This is a genomic window from Shewanella sp. M16, assembly GCF_018224605.1.
Lineage (GTDB): Bacteria > Pseudomonadota > Gammaproteobacteria > Enterobacterales > Shewanellaceae > Shewanella > Shewanella oncorhynchi.
The window spans coordinates 91,609-117,009 of record NZ_JAGTUL010000016.1; the positions used below are offsets into that span (position 1 = coordinate 91,609).

General features: G+C 44.4%; 20 protein-coding genes and 3 pseudogenes. 14 read left to right on the plus strand and 9 right to left on the minus strand.

What is annotated here, in order from left to right:
* Positions 1–38 precede the first annotated feature (38 nt).
* The 4 genes from KFE26_RS12450 (at position 39) to KFE26_RS12465 (ending at position 5,387) form a co-directional block, all read left to right on the plus strand.
* Entirely contained in the window at positions 39–2,288 is a 2,250-nt protein-coding gene (locus tag KFE26_RS12450) for a glycoside hydrolase family 13 protein (protein ID WP_249195712.1), read from the plus strand.
* A complete protein-coding gene (locus KFE26_RS12455) occupies positions 2,285–4,465 on the plus strand; it encodes an alpha-amylase family protein (protein WP_212600577.1) in 2,181 nt (726 codons plus the stop codon). Before KFE26_RS12450 ends, KFE26_RS12455 begins: the two co-directional genes overlap by 4 nt.
* A gap of 143 nt (positions 4,466–4,608) precedes the next feature.
* Positions 4,609–4,992: a VOC family protein gene (locus KFE26_RS12460; RefSeq protein ID WP_212600578.1), complete on the plus strand. Its 384-nt coding sequence runs from the start codon at positions 4,609–4,611 to the stop codon at positions 4,990–4,992.
* Positions 4,993–5,177: 185 nt separating this feature from the next.
* Complete coding sequence (locus tag KFE26_RS12465) at positions 5,178–5,387, plus strand: hypothetical protein (protein ID WP_212600579.1); 210 nt, start codon at positions 5,178–5,180, stop codon at positions 5,385–5,387.
* A 139-nt stretch (positions 5,388–5,526) separates the two neighbouring features.
* Here KFE26_RS12465 and KFE26_RS12470 read toward each other — a convergent pair whose 3' ends face one another.
* The 3 genes from KFE26_RS12470 to def all read right to left on the minus strand — a co-directional run bounded on the left by KFE26_RS12470 (position 5,527) and on the right by def (position 7,947).
* The gene (locus KFE26_RS12470; RefSeq protein WP_212600580.1) at positions 5,527–6,153 is read right to left on the minus strand and encodes a LysE family translocator; all 627 of its coding nucleotides are present in this window, start codon (positions 6,151–6,153) and stop codon (positions 5,527–5,529) included.
* A 226-nt stretch (positions 6,154–6,379) separates the two neighbouring features.
* Positions 6,380–7,225: a rhombotarget lipoprotein gene (gene rhlP / locus KFE26_RS12475; protein WP_212600581.1), complete on the minus strand. Its 846-nt coding sequence runs from the start codon at positions 7,223–7,225 to the stop codon at positions 6,380–6,382.
* Positions 7,226–7,455: 230 nt separating this feature from the next.
* On the minus strand, positions 7,456–7,947 hold the full coding sequence (gene def, locus KFE26_RS12480; RefSeq protein WP_212600582.1) for a peptide deformylase: 492 nt from the start codon (positions 7,945–7,947) through the stop codon (positions 7,456–7,458).
* A 544-nt stretch (positions 7,948–8,491) separates the two neighbouring features.
* On the opposite strand from def, the gene KFE26_RS12485 reads away from it, so the two are divergent.
* Together KFE26_RS12485 and KFE26_RS12490 are read left to right on the plus strand one after the other, a co-directional pair.
* Positions 8,492–8,920, plus strand: a complete 429-nt coding sequence (locus KFE26_RS12485) for an MGMT family protein (RefSeq protein WP_212600583.1) — start codon at positions 8,492–8,494, stop codon at positions 8,918–8,920.
* A gap of 215 nt (positions 8,921–9,135) precedes the next feature.
* Positions 9,136–9,927 carry a DUF3108 domain-containing protein gene (locus KFE26_RS12490; RefSeq protein ID WP_212600584.1) on the plus strand — a complete coding sequence of 264 codons (792 nt, stop codon included), beginning with the start codon at positions 9,136–9,138 and terminating at the stop codon, positions 9,925–9,927.
* Positions 9,928–10,233: 306 nt separating this feature from the next.
* Here KFE26_RS12490 and KFE26_RS12495 read toward each other — a convergent pair whose 3' ends face one another.
* Positions 10,234–11,013 (minus strand): class II glutamine amidotransferase, encoded by a 780-nt coding sequence (locus KFE26_RS12495; protein ID WP_212600585.1) that lies wholly within the window; start codon positions 11,011–11,013, stop codon positions 10,234–10,236.
* 244 nt (positions 11,014–11,257) lie between these two features.
* On the opposite strand from KFE26_RS12495, the gene fadE reads away from it, so the two are divergent.
* Positions 11,258–13,705 (plus strand): acyl-CoA dehydrogenase FadE, encoded by a 2,448-nt coding sequence (gene fadE / locus KFE26_RS12500; RefSeq protein WP_028760048.1) that lies wholly within the window; start codon positions 11,258–11,260, stop codon positions 13,703–13,705.
* A 115-nt stretch (positions 13,706–13,820) separates the two neighbouring features.
* Here the strand turns inward: fadE and KFE26_RS12505 are convergent, their stop codons facing one another.
* Both KFE26_RS12505 and KFE26_RS12510 read right to left on the minus strand, forming a co-directional pair.
* The gene (locus KFE26_RS12505) at positions 13,821–15,800 is read right to left on the minus strand and encodes a sodium:proton antiporter (RefSeq protein ID WP_212600586.1); all 1,980 of its coding nucleotides are present in this window, start codon (positions 15,798–15,800) and stop codon (positions 13,821–13,823) included.
* 508 nt (positions 15,801–16,308) lie between these two features.
* Positions 16,309–16,728, minus strand: a complete 420-nt coding sequence (locus tag KFE26_RS12510; RefSeq protein ID WP_212600587.1) for a PRC-barrel domain-containing protein — start codon at positions 16,726–16,728, stop codon at positions 16,309–16,311.
* Between the two features lie 285 nt (positions 16,729–17,013).
* Between KFE26_RS12510 and KFE26_RS12515 the strand changes: the two genes are divergently transcribed.
* The 7 genes from KFE26_RS12515 (at position 17,014) to KFE26_RS12545 (ending at position 21,438) form a co-directional block, all read left to right on the plus strand.
* Positions 17,014–17,175, plus strand: coding sequence for a DUF3309 family protein (locus tag KFE26_RS12515; protein ID WP_081729035.1), 162 nt, complete (start codon positions 17,014–17,016; stop codon positions 17,173–17,175).
* A gap of 38 nt (positions 17,176–17,213) precedes the next feature.
* Positions 17,214–17,555, plus strand: a complete 342-nt coding sequence (locus KFE26_RS12520) for a BON domain-containing protein (RefSeq protein ID WP_028760077.1) — start codon at positions 17,214–17,216, stop codon at positions 17,553–17,555.
* Between the two features lie 104 nt (positions 17,556–17,659).
* Positions 17,660–18,358, plus strand: coding sequence for a Crp/Fnr family transcriptional regulator (locus KFE26_RS12525; protein ID WP_105252418.1), 699 nt, complete (start codon positions 17,660–17,662; stop codon positions 18,356–18,358).
* Between the two features lie 122 nt (positions 18,359–18,480).
* Positions 18,481–19,248 (plus strand): Crp/Fnr family transcriptional regulator, encoded by a 768-nt coding sequence (locus KFE26_RS12530; protein WP_212600588.1) that lies wholly within the window; start codon positions 18,481–18,483, stop codon positions 19,246–19,248.
* 381 nt (positions 19,249–19,629) lie between these two features.
* Positions 19,630–19,806, plus strand: coding sequence for a hypothetical protein (locus KFE26_RS12535; RefSeq protein ID WP_249195714.1), 177 nt, complete (start codon positions 19,630–19,632; stop codon positions 19,804–19,806).
* A 346-nt stretch (positions 19,807–20,152) separates the two neighbouring features.
* A complete protein-coding gene (locus tag KFE26_RS12540; RefSeq protein WP_028760080.1) occupies positions 20,153–20,575 on the plus strand; it encodes a DUF4398 domain-containing protein in 423 nt (140 codons plus the stop codon).
* A complete protein-coding gene (locus tag KFE26_RS12545; protein ID WP_212600589.1) occupies positions 20,575–21,438 on the plus strand; it encodes an OmpA family protein in 864 nt (287 codons plus the stop codon). Before KFE26_RS12540 ends, KFE26_RS12545 begins: the two co-directional genes overlap by 1 nt.
* Before the next feature lie 849 nt (positions 21,439–22,287).
* On the opposite strand, the pseudogene ltrA reads toward KFE26_RS12545, so the two are convergent.
* The 3 pseudogenes from ltrA to KFE26_RS12560 form a co-directional block, all read right to left on the minus strand.
* Positions 22,288–23,759, minus strand: a pseudogene (ltrA, locus tag KFE26_RS24320) (group II intron reverse transcriptase/maturase).
* Between the two features lie 662 nt (positions 23,760–24,421).
* Positions 24,422–25,013: pseudogene (locus tag KFE26_RS12555) on the minus strand (transposase); the annotation flags it as partial.
* Positions 25,014–25,077: 64 nt separating this feature from the next.
* Positions 25,078–25,221: pseudogene (locus KFE26_RS12560) on the minus strand (IS91 family transposase); the annotation flags it as partial.
* Positions 25,222–25,401: the final 180 nt, after the last annotated feature.

Below are 25,401 nucleotides of genomic sequence, written 5' to 3' on the forward strand. Positions count from 1 at the left end.
AGCACGTTTTACTTCTTTCTCTTTAAAAGGCTTACATTATGATCCGTCAAAACCTAATGATTGCGCTTTATTTATGCTTGGTTTGCTCTTCATTTAATACGGCCTATGCAAACACCTTTGAGCCAGATATATCGACGGACGTTAAGCTTGAACCCGCTTTTTGGTGGGCGGGAATGCACAATCCTGAGTTACAGCTGATGCTGTATAGCCGCAAACTTCCAAGCTTACCGCAACAGATTAAAGTTGATATACAAGGAAAAGGCATCACACTCAAAAGCCTTGAGCATACTGATAACCCTCACTATTTGTTTATCAATTTAGATCTGAGTCAAGCTGCGCCGCAAACCTTTGAACTAGTGATTTCAAGCACTGACTCTGCTTCAAAAGCCAATAAACCTCTTTATCGCCTGCCCTATACGTTGCAAGGGCGCGCTAAAGGTAGCCGTGAGCGCCAAGGATTTAGCAATAAGGATGTGATTTACCTTATCACGCCGGACCGATTCGCCAATGGCGACACGAGTAATGACAATCAAGCCGATATGTTAGAGCAAGTCGCGGCTAACTCTCCTAGCAATTCCAGCAACCCCTATTATCCCGATGCTCGCCATGGCGGCGATATCGCAGGGATCAGCCAGCACTTAGATTATCTGGCAAAACTTGGCGTGACTCAGTTATGGATCAATCCACTGCTTGAGAATAATCAAGCCCAGTATTCATACCACGGTTACTCAATTACCAATTTATACCGCGTCGATCCCCGCTTTGGCAGCAACGAGGATTATAAAGCCTTAGTCGCTAAGGCTAACAAACTTGGCCTAGGGGTGATTAAAGATGTTGTGGTGAATCATATCGGCTCTAACCATTGGTGGCTCAACGATTTACCCAGCCATGACTGGCTGAACGATGCCACAAAAACGCAGCTAAAGAATCAAGAATCCAAGCCTAATTTGACTCAGTCTGCCGATGCTAAATCCAGCGCTATCACATCCAGCGTTACCAGCCCCCGTTTCACCAGCCATAGGCGCACTACAGTGCAAGATCCCTACGCGGCAGCGCAAGATCATATTGATTTTGTCGACGGCTGGTTTACCGACACTATGCCAGATCTAAATCAAAGCAATCCAAAACTGGCAACCTATCTTATCCAAAACAGTATTTGGTGGGTCGAGTACGCAGGACTTTCGGGGATACGTGAAGATACTTACTCCTACGCCGACAAAGGGTTTCTCGCTAAATGGTCTAAGGCCGTAATGGCTGAGTACCCAAATTTTAATATTGTTGGCGAAGAATGGACCGCAAACCCCATCACAGTGTCCTATTGGCAAAAGGGCAAAATCAATGCCGATGGCTATACCTCAGATTTACCCAGTTTGATGGACTTCCCGCTATATGAAAAATTGATTGCCAGCCTTAATGAGCCAGAAAGCTGGGATACGGGTTTTATCAAGCTTTACGAGATTTTAGCCAACGATGTTGTGTATGCAGAACCTAGTAAGCTAGTGCTATTTGAAGGCAATCACGACACCAATCGTATCTTCAGTTTAGTTAAAGAAAATATAGACTTATACAAGATGGCCCTCACCTATGTGCTGACCGCCAAACGCATTCCACAGCTGTTCTACGGTACAGAAGTGTTGATGACAAGCCCAACCGAGGGCCGTCACGATGGCGTTGTACGCAGTGATTTTCCCGGCGGGTTTGCCAACAATGCCACGAATGCCTTTACCGGCCAAGGACTGAGTGAACCTCAACGACAAGCGCAGCAATTTATCCGTACCCTACTGAATTACCGTAAACAATCCCCTGCGCTGCAATCGGGCGATTTACTGCACTTTGTGCCGCAGGATGGCATCTATGTGCAATTTCGCTGCTTATTAAATGATCCATTATCAGCTGAACAGAAAGCCGAAGCACTTAAGTCACTAACTCAACACAATTCTCAAACCCAACACAATGCCTGTACTCAGCCCTTAGCCGATAAAGTCATGGTGATTTACAATAAAAATGACAAAGCAGTCACGCTAGATGTAAACCGCTTTGCCAGTGTACTTGGCGATAACCGCGCCGCTACAGATATCATCAGTGGCAACACAGTTTCACTCAATCAAGCGCTAGCATTGCCCCACGCAGGGGTCACTATACTTGAGTTTAAAGCAAGACCGCAGCTAAATACTGGCTTACCTAGCCGTCAGACCTCTAATCACATGAGTTACTCAGCTAGCGATTTAACTCAGGCTCAAACAACTCACCCAATCAAAAACTCAACCCTAAAAGGAATTCAGTCTTGAGCTTTTTATCGCCTATCTATTCCCGAGTGACTCAGTGCCCTGAAGAGGCTAAATTTCCCATAGTGGCTTTACTTATAACCAAAGCGGCAAAAACCCAGCAGCGCCGACAGTCATCACTCAGCTTATGTTTAAACGCTCTATTCAGTGCCTCTTTATTAACTGCCTCGCTTTTTAGCTTCTCGCCCAATGCAAATACATCGACGCAGGCGCTTGATAATGAGTTACTGCCAAAGTCTGAGAGTGAGGTTATGACGTTTAAACCTGTGGTGTATCAAATCTTTACTCGCCTTTATGGCAATAAAAATCCAACCAACAAACCTTGGGGCACGATTGCCGACAATGGCGTCGGCAAGTTTAATGATATCGACGATATTGCACTCAATAGTATCAAGGACCTAGGCGTTACCCATGTGTGGTACACTGGCGTTCCCCACCATGCATTGATTGGTGATTACAGCGCGATTGGCGTGAGTGCAGATGATCCCGATGTGGTAAAAGGCCGTGCGGGCTCACCCTACGCAGTCAAAGATTACTACAACGTCAACCCAGATCTGGCGGTCAATCCCGCCAACCGTTTAGCCGAGTTCGAAGCGCTCATTGCCCGTACCCATCACCACGGCTTAAAGGTGATTATCGATATAGTGCCAAACCATGTGGCGCGCCATTATCAATCCGTGAGTAAACCCCAAGGCGTGCGCGATTTTGGCGAAGATGATGATACAGGCATGGAATACGCCAAAAACAACAACTTCTATTATGTCGTTGATAAAGTTGATGTTAATAATGGCTTCGAGAGGAAAAAGGGAAAAGCGCATGCCTTTGAAGTGCCAAGCTTACCCGCAAATCTTAAACCGCTGGGCGGAGAAGCTCACCCATTAAGTGAAGGCAAATTCAACGAATTTCCCGCAAAATGGACTGGCAATGGCTCACGCTTAGCCAAGCCTGATGCCAATGATTGGTACGAAACAGTCAAAATCAATTACGGCGTACGCCCCGATGGCACGTATGACTTCCCTCGCCTGCCAGCCAATTTCGCCACTTTAACGCAGGCGCAGCATTACGCTTTTTGGCAACAACACTTAGCCGAGCTCCCAAGCTCTTGGATTAAATTCAATCAAATTGCGCAGTACTGGCTAGCGAAAGGGGTCGATGGCTTTCGCTATGATATGGCCGAAATGGTACCAGTGGAGTTTTGGAGCTATCTCAACAGCCAGATAAAACACACAAATCCCGATGCCTTTATCTTGGCCGAGGTCTATAACCCCAAGCTGTATCGAGATTATATCCAACTTGGCAAAATGGATTATCTGTACGATAAGGTCGATCTTTACGACACCCTAAAAGCCGTGATGGCGGGTAAAACCAGCACAGCTAATATCGCGGCAGATCAGGAAAAAGTGCAGGATATTGAATCTCACATGCTGCACTTTTTAGAAAACCACGACGAGCAACGTATTGGTAATGCAGCATTTTTAGCAGCGCTACACACAAATAAGCCCACGGCAACCCAAGCCGTTAATCCACACTATGCCCTACCCGCTATGGTAGTGTCGGCAACAATAGGTACTTCACCGACGTTAGTGTATTTTGGCCAAGAAGTGGGAGAAGCCGCCATCGACAACCCAGGATTTGGTCATGCATCACGCACCAGTATTTTTGACTATGTTGGCGTCCCCGCCCATCAGCGCTGGATGAACAATGGCAAGTTTGATGGTGGACAATCAACCCTAAAGGAAGTCACTTTGCGGGCTTATTATCAAAAATTACTGAACCTAAGCACAGGTAAAAATGTACCTGCGCTCTTAGGAGAGTATTACTCGCTCGATGCCGCCAACCGCAGCGCACAAACCGCCACAATGGATACTCATGGCAGTGCAACGGGTTATGATGACAGCACTTTTGCCTTTGTGCGCTTTGAGCGCTTTGAGGAAGATACGACCAATAAAACGAGCCAAAAACTGATTATTGTGAATAACTTTAATCAAACTCAAGCAAAGCCATTATCCCTTAAGTTACCAAAGCCACTTATCGACCAATGGCAATTAACGGATGGTACCTATTCACTTAAGGATTTGCTGGAAGACAATAAAGCACAGTTGGTTGTCAAACTAGGTGAAGGACAAGTTCAGATGCAACTTGCACCGCTGTCTTCAGCCATATTCGAGCTGGAAGATTAAACGAGCAAAAAGCCTAGGTGAGCTAAAAAGTGAAATCGACCGATAGCGTCACGCTAAACTGTGACGCTATCTTTTTTTAACCGTTATACTCTCAAACCTTTCTATCTTATTTGATCAACCATTAAAAATCACAAAGGAAAGCAATGTTACTCGGCATTCACCATGCAGCGATTATTTGCAGCGACTATCAAAAGTCCAAACACTTTTATGTAACCATTCTTGGCCTTACCGTGCTTGCAGAGCATTTCCGAGAGGCACGTAAGTCCTATAAACTTGATTTACAACTGGCCGATAAGAGTCAAATTGAGTTATTTTCATTCGATAATCCACCCAAACGACCAAGCTATCCCGAAGCCTGTGGACTTAGGCATCTCGCCTTTCGCGTAGCATCAATTGAAACCGCCATCGAACATCTTCATAGCCATCACATTACCGTTGAACCCGTCCGCATTAACGAATACACAGGCAGAAAATTCACCTTCTTTAGCGATCCCGACGGCTTACCCTTAGAGTTATATGAGCTATAGCACGAGTAAAATAAGGCAACATCGCAGCAATAAGATGAATAAAGCTTAATTACGCTACGGGATAGTCAGCATTAGACTCAATAAAACGACGCAGCCGTTTAACCAATAGTTTAAGTAATCGATTGACCAGTTTGACGCTGTGATAAGGTCAAAGCCTACCTAGGCTAACCATTTAGGAACTCAAGATGTTTGATAATCCAGCATTATTACTATGGAGTTTAGTCTTTAGCCTCTTTGGTCTTGGCTTTTTCACCTATGGCAAACGCCAAGCGGCCCCCATCCCTCTTGTCGTTGGGATAACCCTGATGATCTACCCTTATTTTGTCAGCAACCTAATCTTACTCGTCTGCATCGGCATAGCACTCATCGCGCTACCGTATTTTGTGAAGTTATAACGGGAGTCAGTGCCATCACTCATAATAAAAAATCATTGTTCGTAATCAAAAGCGATCTTTGTCATAGCTAGATTGAAAAGCTCATATCTATCAGAGCAAAGAGGACTTATGTCTTACTCGACAAAATGACCTTATTCCACTATCTATCACTGGTCATGACTTTACTGGCCAAGCCAATAAGCAACACACCTGATATCCCCTCTAAGGCTCTCGAATAACGCAGGGAATTGGGGCGACTAAATACCCTGCTTCCTGCCGACGCATAAAGGACGTTACACAAGGTCGCTAACAAACTGAAAATAAGACCAAGGGTTAACAGCTGAATTGACGTTGAACCCGCTAACGGGTCAATAAACTGCGGCAAAAAAGAGAGGAAAAATAAAGCGACTTTAGGATTAAGTACACTAACGACAATGCCTTGGAAAACTACGTTGCCGTTTGGTTTGCTATTGTTATCAACCATAATTTTATTATTGCCACGCCACATTGATATTAACGCTTGAATGCCTAAATACACTAGATACGCGGCCCCTAACCACTTCACAATACTAAAAGCCAACGCTGAACTGAGAATGATGGCAGATAATCCCAAGCTAGCAGCAAGCGTGTGAACAAAATAACCCACACCTAAACCCATCGCAGCTTTAAGCCCACTGATCATTTTCCCTTTCATTGTGTTAGATACAATGTAGATGACATCGGGTCCAGGGATAAGATTGATAGCAAGGCAAGCAACTGCAAACAGTAATAGTGAATTTAAATCCATTTAATTTTTCTCCTTGTTAAACGCGTAATCTATCGCGCCGCTTAAGTGGTGTCCGACGCAATACCGCAGCCTCTGTAAACCACTTTAAAAAAAAATCAAAACGTTAACTACAAGTAAATTGGTAACCAGAACCTGTGCTCAACTTTATATACTTTTTGCTCACGTCTTGATTCAAAGCAAACTTCAATTTGCTCATCCTTAACGATCTTAATTTGCGCTTAATTTTTTATTCACGGCAAATCGTTAAACGGCGCATCGCAAAAATGCCCAATAGTGAAAGTATTAATAAAGATAAGCTGCCACCGCCGCTGTAACCTTGTTTATGTTCTATGGTGGCGACGTGCTCTTCCTTAACCCGAGTTTTAAAACGGGCAAGCTCGTCATCTAAATTGACTATCATGTCGTTCACCGCAAGATCAAAGCCCTCGTAGGATTTCTCTCTTAGGGTTGTCGTCACGCCAACAGCGGTTGAACTCTCAGTTAACTGATTAATACCTGGCGCCCTAAATAACATCTTCTGGCTACGCATATCGAAAACGGCTGTATCAACAAAGGTTTGAATCGCATTTTCATTGCCAGGGATTAAATACATGCCCACAATCGTCCAATAAAGAATGGCGGATTTGTTCTCGTGGCTTTGCATCAATTGATCGTAAGAAACCAATGCCATCACATCAACATCATGCAGGCGAGCAACCTGCTGCAAGGTTTCAAAACCTTTACCATTTTTAAGATAGGTACTTGGGATCACTTCGATACGATCGATATAGTCATATTTAACAAAGGATTTTTTCACCTTATCAAGTAATGCCATCTGAGTTCGGCTATCAATTGCATCGGCTTGCCAATGGGACGAAGGCAAGAAAGCGATGCCGACGGTAATAGGTAAACGCAGCACAGGTAAGGATGGCTGCTGGGCTTGGCGACTCTTCTCATCAGGGTATAAATATTCAACTAAGCTACTTGATACCGCATTTTTCTCAGTAGTATTACCATTAAAAAATGCACTACAACCACTCAGTGAAAGCATGGCGAATGAGGCTATACCACAGGCTATTACCTTAAGTTTCATTTGTTTCCCTACCGTATCCATACACTTGCTGTTAATGATGAAAACTGAACCCACAACTAATGCAGATTTTGGGTTACCTTATCCACTCATCAGAGTAAAAACAAGCTGTTATGTTCACATATCACAGCATTAATCTTCTTTGATTAGATTTTAAAAACAAAAAAGCCGCACTATAAATGCGGCTAGTCAATAGGTACAACCATTCTCTAAAATACAACTTAAGTCAAAAGTTAAGCGTATTTACGCACTTTTTTAAGGGCGATTTGTTGTTTTAGCATGGATAAATGTTCGATAAATACTTTGCCATGCAAATGGTCGATTTCGTGCTGCAACACTATGGCTAAAAACTCATCGGTTTCGATTTCGATAGCTTTGCCCGTTCTGTCTAAGGCGGTCACTTTAACCTTTTCAAAACGTGACACTTTAGCGCGGTAACCTGGGATAGACAGACAACCTTCTTCACCGACGAACTCACCTGACTTTTCAACAATCTCAGGATTAATCAGCACTAAAGGCTGGTCGCGACCGTCAGATAAATCGATCACGATAATGGCATCTGTACTGCCGACTTGAGTTGCTGCTAAACCGATACCATCGTCCGTTTGATACATGGTTTCGATTAAATCATCGATAAATCCCTGAACAGCTTCAATATCTTTTACAGGTTGCGCTTTACGTTTAAGGCGCTCATCGGGAATAGTTAGAATATCGAGTACAGCCATGCCAGTTATCTTCTCTCATCGAGTCAAAAAAATTGGCGCTATTATGGACTATTTGACCATTTACACAATATTTAAGCTAAAAACAGTTTAAATATTTTGTTAGTAATCGAGCTAGCCGATAAAAATATCGAGAAGTGCTTAATCCTTTAAATGCCAAATACCCTCACATCTTCCGCTAAGCCACGCTTTACCGTTACACTAGCGTGAGCTCATCAAGCAAAAGTTTTTGAGCGTGATTCTTTGTGAGTCATACCAATCGTATTAAATATCTGTTCATTCAGCGAGAATTCAACGCGCTTTAGACAAGGCGAAGGCTGAAGGCATAGTGGTGCTCTGTCGAAAGCCTTAAACGCAGTATAAAGCGTTTTGAAACCCGCCCTTTGGGAGCCTCACAGGTATCCCACTCCGGTGTTGCATTGACTTAAAAGAGAATAACGATTTCTGCGTCAATGCGCCTGAGATTTAAATACCTGTGAGGCTTTGAACTGATTAGATATTTAATGTGATAGGTATCAATACCATTAAGCTGAGGGTTAACAATTCAATGGCATCGTTCCCTAAAGACAAATCACCACTGTATCAATACCTTGAACAAGATAAACAGAGTGTAGCGAGAAAACAGCCCCAAGCAGTGGACTTGTCTCCTATGGCGAAAATCTGGCATATCGTCGCCATGATCCCGCAGGGTAAAGTCAGCAGCTATGGCAAAATTGCCGATTATGCAGGATTACCGGGACGAGCGCGTTATGTGTCAAAAGCACTGAAAGCAGCTCCCGAACATTTGTCACTCCCTTGGCATAGGGTACTCAATAGTCAAGGCAAAATATCCTTCGAGAAAAATTCAACCTTCTTTCAAGAACAGATGGAATTATTAAGAATTGAAGGGATAACAGTGAACTGCGGCAAAATTAATTTGTCTGAATACGAGTGGCGCCCGGATCTGGTGACTTTAGTCATGGCAATGCCATTTTAGTTTAATATATTGATCCATAAACTATTTACATCTCTATTTACAGAAACGTCGTCCTCGGCTATAACCTGCTTACAGTCGATCCAATAATTGATTTATGCTCAACTGATTGACCCAGAACTGTGTAAGTAAGCATGCTACTCGACACTTTTTTATCAACCACTACCGACCGTTCTGTAGTGATACAAGGTGAAAACCTGCGACCCAAGGAGCATTCTTTGCGTACCATTCCCACATTATTAGTGAGTTTTACCGTCCTCACTCAAAGTATGTTTGCCATGGCAGCGCCAACGCCGCTAACACCGCAGACGGCCGAATACCAAGTCAACTATGGAGACATTGAATTAGGAAAAGCCAAATACACGCTACCCAATGCCGAAGATGGCGTGTTTAAGTATCGTTTTGATAGCGATCTCAGCCTATTATTGTTAACCGATGTGCGTCACATCTTGAGTGAATTTACTCAAAATGATACGCAGCTCAGTCCTTTGCGTTACTTACAACAACGCCAAGGTGTCGGGCCTAATTACACGGAGCAAACCGCATTCGCCAAAGCTCAAGGCTTTATTCATACCCGTTACAAAGATGAAAAAGGCAAGTTTCCCTATGATGATAAAATCTTTGATCCTCTTATGGTGCAGTTGCAATTTAGGCTAGATATGATGGCGGGCAAAGAAGTGCTCGACTATAAGATGGTCAAGGACAACGAAGTCGATGAATACAAGTTTCATGTGATCGGTAAAGAACGAATGAACATCGACAGCGGCAGTTACGACACAGTCAAAATTGAAGTCGTGCGTGACAATAAAAAACGTCAAACCTTCTTCTGGATGGCGCCTGACTTAGCGTATTTGCCCGTGCGGTTAACTCACTTTGAAAAAGGCAGTAAGCAGCTCGATATTAAGTTACTTAAATATCACTTCGATGAAGTGCCGCACCAAGAAACCATACCTGCAGACATTGCAGAGAAACCGCTAGTGCCTAAACTGCTCGGCACGACTGAAGGTTAATCGGTAAGGCATTGAGTTAAGATGTATAAACTTAACCCAATGATACAAAGCCTTAGCTTCACAATACTGAACTAAAGCCAAACTCATATCGAATAAAGCCCAACCGAACTAATATCTAACCGAACTATATTTAACTGAACTTAGGGCCTACCTCTAAGTTCAGTTAATGTTCATCGCTAATGGTTCATCACTGATTGCTAGAAAGTATGTTAGATACTGACTCGAACTTTTTAATAAAGTGACCTGAACAAAACAAAGTCAACCGTAAATCCGCTTGCCCTCATTATTTAGCTCAGTGGTATCACATCAGAGATCGATTAACAGCTCACCCAATCTGAACAGCTTCCAGTTACCCGGCTGCATAACGCGCCACTGTTCATTCTCGGTCAATGGGCGAGTCGCAATCACAGTCACCACATCATGGGCGGTAGTTTCCTTATCAAAATCAATCACCACATCGGTATCAATAAGTTTCGCTTTACCAAACGGCGCGCGGCGAGTGATGTAACATAAGTTATTACTGCAATAGCTCATTAAATGCTCGCCATCGCTCAATATCATGTTGAACACACCTAAGGCACGGATTTGCTCGGCCAACGTCGCGACAAAATGGAACACAGCCAACATATCTTCAGGTTTAGTACCGCCAAACTTCTGGGCGACTTGTTCCAAAATCCAGCAGAAAGCAAGTTCGCTATCGGTATCGCCTACGGGTTGATAGCGCGAGACATGAAACTTGGGCAGATAGTCCGTCAATTGCCCATTATGGGCATAGGTCCAATAACGTCCCCATAATTCGCGGGTAAAAGGATGAGTATTCTCTAAAGACACACAGCCGCGATTAGCCTGCCGAATATGGCTTATCACCACTTCACTTTTAATCGGGTAGGATTTGATCAATTTTGCAATATGCGATTCGCTACTCGGGCAAGCATCTTTAAAAGTACGGCTGCCTTTGCCCTCGTAAAACGTAATACCCCAGCCGTCCACGTGGGGACCGGTTACACCACCACGTTGTGCTAATCCCGTAAAACTAAACACAATATCGGTCGGCACATTGGCGCTCATCGCCAGTAACTCGCACATATTTCTCGCCTATCATCAATCAAAAAAACTACTTATTGGCATTGTAACTAGTTGATGACATTTGTGGAATGATCAAAGCTGACAAATAATTTAAACAATTGTTTGAAAAATACTTGTATTAAAATTCTCTTAGGTTTAACTTTTATGCGACACAGGTCTGACCACAAACTATAATTGTGATCGCAATCAATAAAACACTCTATGACCTGTGGTTGGCACTCGGTCATATTTAAGGAGAATTACAGTGACTACCCTACTTTGGATCATCGCCATGATCTTAGTGCTAGGAGCCCTAGCTTACCTTCGGGTATCTTTGCTCACTGCCACTATTACAGCCGCTGTTGTGATGACAGCAGGATGGACACTCGATGTTGTCGGCCCTATCTCTTGGATCGTTTTCCTCGTGATCGCGCTGCCGTTAAATATCAGTGCATTTAGACAAAATGTGATCAGTCGTCCACTGATGAAGGTATATCGCGGCATCATGCCGGAAATGTCTTCAACAGAGAAAGAAGCGATTGAAGCCGGCACCACTTGGTGGGAAGCGGATCTGTTTGCGGGTAACCCGAACTGGAAAAAACTCCATAACTACCCAGTTGCGCGTTTAAGTGCAGACGAACAGGCCTTCCTCGATGGCCCTGTTGAAGAAGTGTGCCGCATGGTGAATCAACACCAAGTGTCACATCAACTTGCCGATCTGCCTGCCGACGTATGGCAATATCTGAAAGATCACGGTTTCTTCGCCATGATCATTAAGAAAAAATACGGCGGTTTAGAATATTCAGCTTATGCCCAATCTCGCGTGTTACAAAAACTGGCGGGCTTAAGTAGTGAATTGGCTTCAACTGTTGGCGTACCTAACTCTTTAGGCCCTGGAGAGCTGCTGCAACATTACGGCACGCCAGAACAACAAAACCATTATTTACCGCGTTTAGCCAAAGGGTTAGAAGTCCCTTGTTTCGCTCTGACCAGCCCAGAAGCCGGTAGCGATGCAGGCTCGATTCCTGACTTTGGTATTGTGTGTAAAGGCCAATGGGAAGGTGAAGAAGTTCTGGGGATGAAGCTGACCTGGAACAAGCGTTACATCACCTTAGCGCCTGTCGCGACAGTATTAGGCTTAGCCTTTAAACTGCGCGATCCAGAGCATCTACTTGGTGATAAAGAAGAACTCGGCATTACTTGTGCTTTGATCCCTACCGATGTGGAAGGAGTAGAAACGGGTCGTCGTCACTTCCCGCTCAACTGCATGTTCCAAAACGGTCCGACTCGCGGCAACGAAGTATTCGTACCATTAAGCTTCATCATTGGCGGCCCGAAAATGGCTGGTCAAGGTTGGCGCATGCTGGTGGAATGTTTGTCAGTGGGCCGTGGTATCACACTGCCATCAAACTCAGCTGGCGGCGTGAAAACCGCAGCGCTGGCAACAGGGGCCTATGCTCGCATTCGTCGTCAGTTCAAATTGCCTATCGGCAAGCTTGAAGGTATCGAAGAGCCAATGGCACGCATCGGCGGTAACGCCTATCTGATGGATGCGGTAACCACGTTGACCACTACAGGTATCGACCTAGGTGAAAAACCGTCGGTTATCTCTGCGATTGTGAAATATCACCTGACCGATAGAATGCAGAAATGCGTTATCGATGCCATGGATATTCACGGCGGTAAAGGCGTGTGTCTTGGCCCCAATAACTATTTAGGCCGTGGCTACCAAGCTGCGCCTATCGCAATTACTGTTGAAGGTGCAAACATCCTTACCCGTTCTATGATCATCTACGGCCAAGGCGCGATTCGTTGCCATCCGTATGTACTCGCAGAAATGGAGTCAGCGTTTGATACTGAATCGGGTCAAGGTTTAGCTAACTTCGATGCGGCAATCTTTGGTCACATTGGTTTCGCGACCAGTAACTTCATCCGTAGCTTCTGGTTAGGTCTGACATCAAGCCGTTTCTCTAACGCGCCTTATTCAGATAAAACTAAACGTTATTATCAACAGATGAACCGTTTCAGTGCCAACCTTGCCCTGCTTTCTGACTTAGCCATGGCAACTTTGGGCGGTAACCTAAAACGTAAAGAACGTATCTCTGCCCGTTTAGGTGACTTACTGAGCCAACTGTATCTGGCATCAGCCACGCTGAAACGCTATGAAGATGAAGGCCGTCAAACCGACGACTTGCCATTAGTACAATGGGCAGTTGAAGATGCGCTATACAAGCTACAAGCTTCTTTAGACGATTTACTGGATAACTTCCCTATGGGCCTTGGCGGCGCATTACGTGTGGTGATGTTCCCATTCGGTCGTCCACTGAAACGCCCAAGCGATGTGTTAGATCATAAAGTCGCGAAGATCATGCAAACACCGTGTGAAAGCCGTAACCGTTTAGGTAAAGGCCAGTTCTGGACTAACTCTGAGCACAATGCTGTGGGTATCCAAGAACAAACACTACTCGACATCATCGCGTCTGAACCGCTGCATGACAAAGTCTGTAAAGCGAGTGGTAAACGTCTACCATTTATGTGGTTAGATAAAGTTGCCGCAGAAGGTAAAGCCTTAGGAGTGTTAAGCGATGCCGAAGTGCAATTACTGGAAAGAGCAGAAATTGGTCGTATGAAATCAATCAACGTTGATGACTTTGACCCAGCAGAACTTCGTCCAGAAGTGGTTTCAACCACTTCACAGGAACGTGCTGCGTAATACTCACTAAGATTTAAACCACAAAAAGGAGGCTAATTAGCCTCCTTTTTTAATGCCTATAACCAATCACACGACTCAAGTCATTAAGCAGCATTAAACGCAATAGCAGCCTAGGTTAATTCTTCACTAAGGTCTCATCTACAGCTTGTAGTGGATCAGCGGTATTATCTTCAGTAGCCACCTCAGCTTGAGCCTTTTCAAGCTTTAATCGCTCGGCCTCCTCTTCCGCTTTTTCCTTTGCTAAAGCAGATTCTGCTGCTTTTTCTTGGGCTTCCCGCTCTGCAATTGCTTGCTGCACTTTGGCTTCTTCTAAGGCTTCAATTGGCAATAGACTGATAAGCTCAATGCCATTCGGAAATACGGTATCATTACCCGAAACAACGACGACCTTACCTTCTTTTGTCAGGTAAATCAGTGGTATTGCCGTCTCACCGTAACGTTTACGAAAATGTTCAAAACTGAAGTTTTCGGTTAAATTCGTTACTTTCAGTTGAGCGCCTTTCGCCATTAGGCTGGCTATCTTGGCATAAGACACTGCATCACCAAACAAACATAAACGTTGCTTATAACTTTCAGAGAGCTGGTGGCGCGCACTGCCAACTTCGGTATTATTAAGACCCAAAACTTTTTTAGCACCAAAAAAGTCTTGGAAATGAAAGCTCACTAACGGGTTTAACTGTCGGTAAGGTGAAATAATCAACACGCGGCCAATTCCAGTTAAATCCATATAAGTTTCAGCATGTTCCGAAACAGGATTACCAAAATACACTGGAATATTATCCATACGCGCAAGCCTAATGTTGTCCCAGTTATTATCAGCCAGTAGCACTTTGACATCTTTGGCTTTTAAAATTTTCGCTAACTCTCTGGAAAATTTAGAGGCACCAAAGATCAATAAACCTTGGGCAGAATCGGCTTTAACTCCAAGAAATCGTGCCCAACGTCCCGCCGTTAAACTTTGGACCACCACAGTGCCGATAATAATTAAGAACACTAAGGGCACAATTGCATCTGCGCCCTGCACATTGTTGGCTTCTAACTTGATTGCAAATAAAGAAGATACCGCCGCGGCCACAATACCTCGAGGGGCAATCCAGCATAAAAACCACTTATCCGCTTTCGACAGAGATGTGCCTATACCAGAAGCCCAAATACTCAGCGGTCGTGCCAATAACATGGTCACCGCTAAAACACCCAGTCCACCCCAACCTAAGCCGAGCATGGCATTAGAATCTAATCGCGCCGCCAGTAAAATAAACAGTGCAGAAATTAACAGTACGGTTAATGTTTCTTTAAATTCAAGGATTTCAGCAATATCCACACCACGCATATTCGCAAGCCAAATGCCCATAACCGTCACAGTCAATAAACCCGATTCTTCTTGTAATAGGTTCGAGCCGACAAAGATACCCAGCATTAAGGTCAAAACGGCGGTATTACGCAGATAGTGTGGCAATAGGTTGTGTCTTAAGATTTGTCCCGTTAGATAACCCGCCACTGCGCCAAGTCCTAATCCGAGGGACAACATAGAGCCTAAGGCATAGAGCACATGCGTCGTTTGATCGCTGGCAACGGTTATGTATTCAAAGACTAACACTGCGAGCAGCGCGCCTATTGGGTCAATCACTATACCTTCCCAACGCAAAATACTCGCCAGCTGGGATTTAGGACGCACACTTCTGAGCATTGGCACGATAACCGTAGGCCCAGTCACTACCACTAGCGCCCCAAAGAGCAATGCAATTTCCCAACTAAAATCCAGTAAATAAAAGGTGGCCGTACTGATACAGGCCCAAGTGATCACGGTACCGATAGTCACAAGATGCGTCACCATACGACCATGATCTTTGATTTCTTTGAAGTTAAGAGTCAAAGCCCCTTCAAATAAAATCACGGCGACCCCGAGGGAAATAATCGGAAAAAGCAAATCACCAAAAATCGCATCAGGATTGAGGAATCCAAGCCCAGGGCCTAAAGTGAGCCCACATAGCAACAAGGGTAAAATCGCTGGTAACCGAAGTTTCCAGCCAAGCCATTGACAAAATAACGATAGCACTCCAATTAGCGCTAGCATGCCAGTAATGTGTTCAACCATATAAATCCTTTAGATAACTGAGCTAAATACTAATGAGCTTAGCTTTAATGACGCAGATGACAACAGCATGAACAGTAAGCTGAAATGATCTATTCGATATATCCACTGTTAAATATGATTCTTCCCTCATCACCTATGGAGAAAAATCAAGAAAACGGAGCAATCTAGCGACATCAAGTAAAATAAGCTGTAGTACAAATCCGAAAACATCAGATTTACCTTAAATAGGGATTTAAACTTAAAATAGAAAAACAAAAAAGCCTTATCTTTCGACAAGGCTTTAATCATTTGATGAAGCGAAAACATTGATCAGCGATACACGCTGGTGACTTTCGATAATACGCTAGCTCAAACTTTTATCGTTATTAGGTGTCAACCATGACGATAAGCAAATCCCTAACAACTAAAATGCGTGTGGGCCCTACTCACTTGATAGACACAACCACACTTATACATATTTACCGAATCCAAATAATAACGCAGGGGATAAATCCCCTGCTTAACACCATTAATCCCTACGGCTACCGTAGTAATCGTGCAGTTCGTTTTCCCATTCAACATCTTTCATATTGGGCCAATGGCCTTTGTCAAACCCCGGCGCCGTTTTGAGTCGCTCTAATGATATGTCCATGACAAAACATTTTTGCTCATGATTAAGTGTCAGCATCTTCCAAGGCACTGCAAACAGCTTTTCTCCAAAACCCAAATAAGTACTGAACGACAGTACCGCATACCCGACGTGGCCCGTTTCCACTTCAAGCATAATTTCTTTGATATCCCCTAAGGTTTCACCAGAATTATTAACAACATTATTGCCGATCAGTGTTTCAGCGCCCATCAGATATGGGCCGGGTCCTTGTGCCAATGATGGAGAAGCGAACTGTGGATTGTTGTAAATACCGTAAACATCGCGATCATGATAATTCATTTTGTTGACCTCTTTATTAGCGCAGCCCATGAAACTGGACAACGGAATAAGTGAAATACCAAACGTTGGTTTCGAATTGAACATGTCCGTCATTGGACATAAGTTAGAGTATGCATCTCTACAATCACTCGCTCTGTTCGGCATACCGCTTATCAGTTAATGCGAATATAAACACATCGACTCGTCAGATCCCTGTAAGTGCGCCACCGTACCGACATCCCATTTACTACGGCACAGACTCATGTTACCCAGTGCAAAATTGCCCCGGTATCAGGAAGATTAGCCATGTCAATTGCGACTATTTTATTGATTATTTTAATTTTGTTATTTCTCGGCATGCTCCCCACTTGGCCCCATAGCCGAAACTGGGGTTATCGTCCTGGTGGACTTATAGGCATAGTGCTACTGGTGCTGATTATATTGCTGTTAACGGGACGCGTTAGCTAATGCCCCCATTTTTACTCTTTATCAAAAAGGATAATCTGATGAGAACAATTAAAATGTTAAGTATCTTCCTGCTGGCTCTAGGCTTAGTCGCCGTGGCCAGTTGCAGTTCTGCATACAACAAAGAAGGTACTGGCGAGTATTTAGACGACAGTGTGGTCACCACCAAAGTGAAAGCTGCCATTTTAGGTGATAAAAACTTAAGTGTGGCCGAGATTAATGTTGAAACCTTTAAAGGCGTGGTCCAGCTCAGCGGGTTTGTTAAATCGCGTGAAGATATCAATACTGCGGTAAAACTAACAAGCAAAGTCCCCGGCGTTATTTCAGTCAAAAACGATATGCAACTAAAATCTGGCGCACCTTCACCGCAACTAAAAAACTAGTCATTTAATCTCCATCATTCCGCAGCCCCGTTCTGATGCTGCGGCTCTTCTTTTTGCAGCAGATTTTCTGGTGCCAAGTCAATGCCACCACAGGTTGAACCGCTATGCCCACTCAACACCAAGACACATTAGCCCCACAAATTCAGAACCGATTAATCCGTCATCTGCCAGTTGTGGAACAAGCGGATTTATTATCGCAAGCTGAATTAGTCCAACTTAACTTTGCCGACTTACTGTGCAAGCCTGGCGAGTCATATCAATATGTCTATTTTCCCTTAACGGCTTTTATTTCTTTGATTGCTAAACTCCCCAAACATCCTGCATTGGAAATGGGTTTGATTGGTTACGAAGGTATGCTTGGGGCGACGACTTTGCTGGGCACTCGGCAAGTGCCTTCAGAGGCGATAATCCAAGGTTCTGGTCAAGCTTGGCGGCTCCCCATTGAAACCTTTGAAGGCTTACTCGCTCAAAATACCAATCTGAAGCAAATAGTAGAGACTTATCTATACACTTTGTTATGCCAATTATCACAAAATGCAGTCTGTGCCCATTTTCACTCCATTGAGTCTCGGCTAGCACGTTGGTTGCTAATGAGTCACGACCGAATTCAAACTGATGAGTTATATCTAACCCATCAATTTTTAGCCGACATGCTGGGTGTTAGGCGAAGCAGTATTACCGAGGCCGCAGGCAATTTACAGACCCGAGGTAGCATTTCATATAATCGTGGGCGATTACATATTCTTGATCGGCAAGCCCTACTTGCCCGTTGCTGCAGTTGCTATCACTCAATGCGCACTTAAGTGCATATTTTCCACTCAACGATTCAAAAAACCTGCCATTATGTTCGCTACCGTACATAGCATAGGTGTTTCTCGCTGTAACCTGAGTTAGCGACATCACCAAACAAGGACACGCTATCATAATGGACACACTAAAACTGAAATCTGTATCAGAGCGACCGCCACCGGAAACTCACTTCCCGCCAGAATCCAATCGGTTGTTAGGTGAATTACCAGAGGAAGTTAAACAACGAATTTTCCCGCATCTGGAGCTAGTTCCATTAGAACTCGGACAAGTGGTCTGTGAAGCCGGCTCGAAACAGCGTTATGTGTATTTTCCGCTGGACTCGATTATTTCGCTGCTGTATGTGATGGAAAATGGATCATCCGCTGAAATTGCCGTCGTTGGCAATGATGGTATGGTCGGCGTTGCACTGTTTATGGGAGGAGAAAGCACCACGAGTCGCGCTGTAGTGCAAAGTGCTGGCGTTTCCTATCGATTGTTTGGTCAGCGGCTTAAAGACGAATTTAACCGTCATGGCGCCCTGCTCCATCTGTTACTACGTTACAGTCAGGTGCTACTGACCCAAATGGCTCAGACTGCGGTTTGCAATCGCCACCATAGTATTGAACAGCAACTGTGTCGTTGGTTGCTGCTTTCGATAGATAGGTTGCCCGATGATCGCGTGCTGATGACACAAGAATTGATTGCCAATATGCTCGGCGTACGCCGTGAAGGTGTCACTGATGCGGCAGGCAAACTGCAACGCATGGGAATTATCAATTACAGCCGAGGGAATATTGAAGTGGTCGATCGCGAGTTACTAGAACAAACCTGTTGTGAATGTTACACGGTCGTTAGACAGGAATCAGAACGGCTGATGCCCCCTCAACAAGCGCAGCAAACATAAACGTACTGTGGATACAAAAATACACATAACGGATGGCTAGACCACTCGTACAACAGCCATTCTATCGTTATCCCATATTCCACTTCAGTACTACAACCACACTGGTATTGCAAACCATAAACAAGAACAGGCAGTCATCAACGCCCGACACGCCAACATGGCGCAAACTGATGCTGCCTAATATCCGAAACATTACCTTTATAATCAATGTATTATTATTGATTATATCGGCCCACTCAGCAAACAAAAAACGTGCCGAGCGGCCAATATTGCCATCACTAATCCCATGCGCGCTAACGCACAGACGTTCAATATTTAGCAGGTCATGCTGAATGTACGGTTCATGCACTCTTGCACTACACCGGGTTACTTGAGGTTTATATGAAAAAATTCACAGAACAACATAAATCCATCGATAACGATGCACAGAATTCCGACACCAACAAAGCCAATCCTCCCGTCGTAGCCCGCAACCGTCAGATGATCAAAGCCACAGTTGCGGATAAAGCTAAACAAGACGTGGATACCAGTAAAAGCACACAAAATAAGCGAGGTTGAAGAACTTAAATCAAACAACAAGGAAGGTAACTGGACTGAAAAAGAGCCAAATCATCACTCGTTAGACTAGGACGTGACGAACAAACAGGGAAAAGTTTCATTGATTAAGTGCAAAAACTAAACCTTGCAGTAACACACTGCGTTTAGCTCAAGCCGATGCAATCCTTACTGTGTCGGCCCTCTTTAACTCAGAGGAGTAGATCATGAATTTCCGTGGCGTCAAATTACTCACTCATACCAACTGGCTCAAAAATGAGGCTATTCACCAGCATATTTAACTGTGCATGGTGGAATAACAAACCTAAAGACCACACTCTGGACACTGTTTCCGAGAAAGGAATTTCAAATGAACATCAATAAAAATCAACAACCACAGCAATATTCAATCGGTCTGCAGCGAGCCAAACACTTCTTATTAGCAGGTTGTATTGCAACAGCGCTCGTGGGCTGCAGTTCAACGCCATTGACTAAGACCGCAGAAATGGAACGAGCTGAACACACCATTGCCCGCGCTGAGCAAGCAAGAGTCGGCCAATATGCCTCAAATGAACTGGCACAGGCCAGACTTAAACTTCAATCTGCAAGCAGCGCATTACTCAATATGGACACTGTTAGCGCCGATCGTTACGCCATAGAGGCGAGCCTTGAGGCCGAATTGGCCCAAGCTCGCGCTGAGCTGGCACAAGCCAATAGCGTCAATAATGAAATGAAAAACAATATCAGCATACTGCAGCAAGAAATGTTACGCCGTTCAGGAGGAATTCAGTAATGAAAAAACTTATCGCTTCGTCGGGTCTGCCTTTACGTTTTAGTCATATACTGGCATATAGCCTACTCCTAACAACTGTAGCAGCTTGTAGCAGTACGCCTAAAATAGCTGAAGGCATCGGTGATATCCGTACAGAACTTAATAAACTGCAAGCGAATAATGAACTGGCAATTTTAGCCCCTGCTGCCATTAAACAAGCTGAAGAAGCCGTTCGCACTGCTGAACAACCGGTAAAAGATGAGCAACAATCACAGCACCTAGTGTTTGTTGCTGATAAGAAAGTCAATATTGCCTTAGCTCAAGCGCAGAGCCGCTTTGCCGAGGATCAACACAAAGTCCTCGCTAAAAAACGCGATGACGCCAGATTGGATGCTCGCACCACAGAGGCCAATCAAGCCCATCAAGATGCGCGCCTAGCCCGTGCTGATGCTGCAGATGCGCGTCAGGAAACAACCGAACTGCAAGCCCAGCTCACATTGCTGAATGCCCGTCAGTCAGAACGTGGTTGGGTCGTAACCTTAGGTGATGTTTTATTTGATACTGCCAAAGCGGATCTTAAGTCATCGACCAGTCAACATCTAACCAACCTAGCGAACTTTCTGAACAAGTATCCCGCGCGTGGTGCCATGATTGAAGGGTATACAGATAGCGTAGGCAGTGAGCAATACAATCTGGGTTTATCGCAGCAAAGAGCTGATAGTGTTAGCCATTTTTTACAAGGAAAAGGGATCCAATCCAATCGGCTCAGCAGCCTAGGTAAAGGTGAAAGCTCACCTGTTGCCAATAATGAGTCCGCCAGTGGCCGCCAGCAAAACCGTCGGGTTGAAGTCATCCTCACCGACACCGCACAGGCTCCACAGTAGCTATCTTAATCCTATTAAGATTTCAGCGTGATCCTTGCTGACATTTGAATCGAGTCTCATCACTAATAAGATGAACAGCGCAGAAATTAAGGAGATCAGTAAAAAGCAAAAAGCCCCATCTTTCGATGGGGCTTTTGCAATTTGGCGGAGCGGACGGGACTCGAACCCGCGACCCCCGGCGTGACAGGCCGTGCAGATATGGATCTTAGTGCGTTACCTATTTTACCTAAATTGTTGTCAATTGATTTAATTAGCATTATTCACATGACCATCGGACAGTCCATTAGTGACAATTAACGACAACTTGTTGGTCACGGTCACAAAAAACAGTCTTTTTACGGATCAATACTTGATCAATTTTGACAACTAAAAATAGTGTTAACTTCATGTTTAAAGCAAATATGTACTCACACGAAATTACACTCTGTAGCCAAAATGTTTTAAAGCAGCAAAAAAGATGAGTTTTCCATATCCTGCAGTGAAGAGTGTATTCGTGACCTTGTCTCCGAAATCGATAGAAATATAGAAATAAAGCTGTAGGAGTAGAACACCTCGATATAACCCATCAACCACGCAAACAACCTACTGATAAATTACTCAACTGGAAGCAAGAACTAGTCAACTCCAATTTGACACTTTTAGCACCCACTACAGTTTGTTTAATGTAGATATTGACTCCCAATTTGACACTTTTAGCACCCACTACAGTTTGTTTAATGTAGATATTGACTCGTTTTTGTCGGATAGACGGCACCTGTTACCAAGTACCGCCCTCCTAAGAACCGTACAGGCAACTTTCACTGCATACGGCTCAAGCCTCCGCTAAGGCGTGTTCTGTTACCCAGCACCCTACATAGCAGCTAAGACAGGATCGAACCAAGAGTTTCGACCTTCCTTTGCCTGTTTCCGCTTACTTAAGTAAGCTTCGTATTCGGGGTCGTAAGGTATGGCTGCGCTCCTGATTTTCACATGTCTCTTTATCAGCGTTTGAGCTATCTGAACCAGATTAAAATGGCAGTCCATGATGGCGATTTTCTGCCAACCGTGAAATTGCCATCCTCCTATGCGATTCATATAGTATTTACGCCTCACCCAGTCCTTACTTTTAGTTGGATGACGCCTAACAGCCCAATGCCATAACAACCAGAAAAGTTGATAGCCTACATAACCGAAAACTTGCTTTGCAACACTGTGGCGATAATAGTTCGCCCATCCTCTCAGTTTCGGATTCAGTATTTTAATTAAATCGTTAACGGGGATTGTTGGATGTTTTCTGATGAATTCACGTAGATTACTCAAAAATGATAGAACGTTGCGCTTGCTCGGTTTAATGAGCAGTTTGCCTTTGTACTTTCTAAGATAGAATCCCAGAAAGTCAAAACCATCATCGATATGAGTTATGTGCGTTTTCTCATCAGAGAGTGTTAAGCCTCTTTCCTGTAGAAAACCAATTAGTTGCGGCTTGATTTCATTAACGAGCACTTCCTTCGAAGAACCTGTGATAACAAAATCGTCTGCATATCCGATAACGTTGACCCTATTACCTGTTTTACAGGCAATAGACTTAACCAATTGTTCTAACCCAGCCAGCGTGAGCAACATCAGCGTTGGGGAGATTATCCCGCCTTGCGGTGTTCCTTCTGCTGTTTTGTAGAACAATCCTTTATCAACATAACCACATCCAAGCCATTGTTTCAGCATTCGCTTATCTAATTGAATGTTGTCGCTGAGCAATTGATGACCTATCTTATCGAAACAAGCTTTGATGTCACCCTCAAGAACCATTGGCTAGAGCGCTTCATACATAAACATTTGAAGCACTGTGCAATTGCATCTGCTGCGCTTCGGTTAGGTCGAAAGCCATAGCTATTGAGGTCGGCCACCGTTTCCGAAATAGGCTCCAAGGCGAGAAGATGAAGCACTTGCTGCGTTCTATCTATCATGCAGGGTATGCCTAAAGGTCTGAGTTTGCCGTTTTTCTTGGGGATGTAGATACGCCTGAGCGGTTTGGCATGATAGCCTTTCCGGCTCAGTTGATTCATCGCAGTCATACAACGAGCATCACTATTCCAAATAATGCCGTCGATCCCTGGTGTTTTGCTGCCTTTATTTTGAGAAACTCTTTTAACAGCAAGCAATTTTGCTGATGTAGAGTGGGTTAATATCCACTGCAATGCTTTCGCCTTGCTGTGTTTACCTTCTCGGGTTGCTTTTGCAATGCGCATTTGAAGCTTTAATACATGTTGCTTAACCGCCTTCCAGTTAATGGATTGCCATTGAGCATTGTCAGGAGGTGCACTAACTTCGTTTGAAGCCATCATTTGCGTTTCTCCTTGAATAAAGTTCTTCAAATCATCTTGCAACGGGAGACCAGCTAGAAGTCAGCTCGCTTTCGCGCCTGATAAAATCAGTATCCGCATCATTACAATGCGGCATTCGCTTTTTCTAGCCTCCTTTACCTGCATGACTATCGGCAGTCTTCGCAGACCGCTTTCCCAAGGGGAGCAATACAGGCTTACCCTGTTCCGTATGTCGCGCAACGTCAGGTTAGATGCCCACTATAGTGCGGAGAGTTATTTGATCACGAAAGAGCACTGTCCAATCTCTTTCCAACTCTCGTGCCTTTTGGCCACAGCGTATAAACCACTTCCGCTGTTTCTCGGATAACGCACCTTACATGGATTCACTTACGTTCATCATACTGACACCCTAGCACTTACCCGACTTGTGGTTATCAGGAAGAACGTCCTCTCACGATTCTGTTCCCATTCGGCATAAAGCCAAATATCGTTACATTGTCAGACTCGCTGCTTTATTCAGAGTATTAGGGTCATCTGGTGATACAGATGGTTCACTCTTATCGCGGTGAACAGCGCTTCATACGACCTCAGGTCGCACGGACATTTTCGAGTTAGACTTTTAGCTCGAATTAGTGAGTTTCGGATTAATATTTCTATGGGGTAACGCCGCACACAGCGAAAAGCGCGACGGGATGCCTATGGTTACTGTCGGTGGTCACCTTAAATTTCTTAGCGGCCTTTGGCACTAAACGCTGCCGTGACATGCTAGCCATAATGGTTTTGATATCCGCCTTACGCCGTTATGCTTCTTGGAATCGTCAAAGGACGCTTTAATCAGCACGTCACGGGCCGCACACTTAATCGCTCTTGAGCTCAATGGCATGCCGTTCTGTCGCCAGGTATAATACCCACTACGCGATACCTTGAGCACATCAACCATCCGCTTGAGAGAAAAGCGGTGCTGATGCTCAAGGATAAACTCAAATCTGGCTACTTTTGGTTCTTCGCAAAGTAGGTAGCCGCCTTTTTTAGAATGGCTAAATCTTCTGCTTGTTCAGCGAGTTGGCGCTTAAGTCTTGCTACCTCGCCAGCCTGTTCTGCTTCTCTTGACGTGGTGTTTGATTTCTTCTCAACACTTGAGCGCCAATTGTAAAGTTGGGACTCGTAAAGATTAAGCTCACGCGCTGCTGCGGCTACACCAATTTTCTGAGCAAGCTTCAGCGCTTCTGCTTTAAATTCTTGCGTATGGATCTTGCGGGGTTTCTTTGTTGACATACTTCACCTCAATAAGCGATTTTACTCACTTAGCGAGATGTCCAAAAGTACCGGATCAGATCAGTTATCCTGACAGGCGTACTGGTTGACTTTGTTTGTTAATCATCACTAATCTCTGCGGTCTTATCAGCCCAATAAACTGTAAATGACCTAGCTGGCATTGCAGGCATGACCACCAACAGTCCCCCTTAGCCAAAGGACTCACCAATGCCGCCGGCCTGAAGTCTCACCTTGGCCTTGAACTCTGGCGTTTGTTTTATACGCTTCTTGCCTCCACTCTTTGCAGTTATCCGGCAAGTATGACTGCTTAAATGATGCGTAATATCAGTCTAAAGTTAGGGCGTCACTCACTTTACTTCCCAATTTTCGTAGCTATATTTAGCTTGCT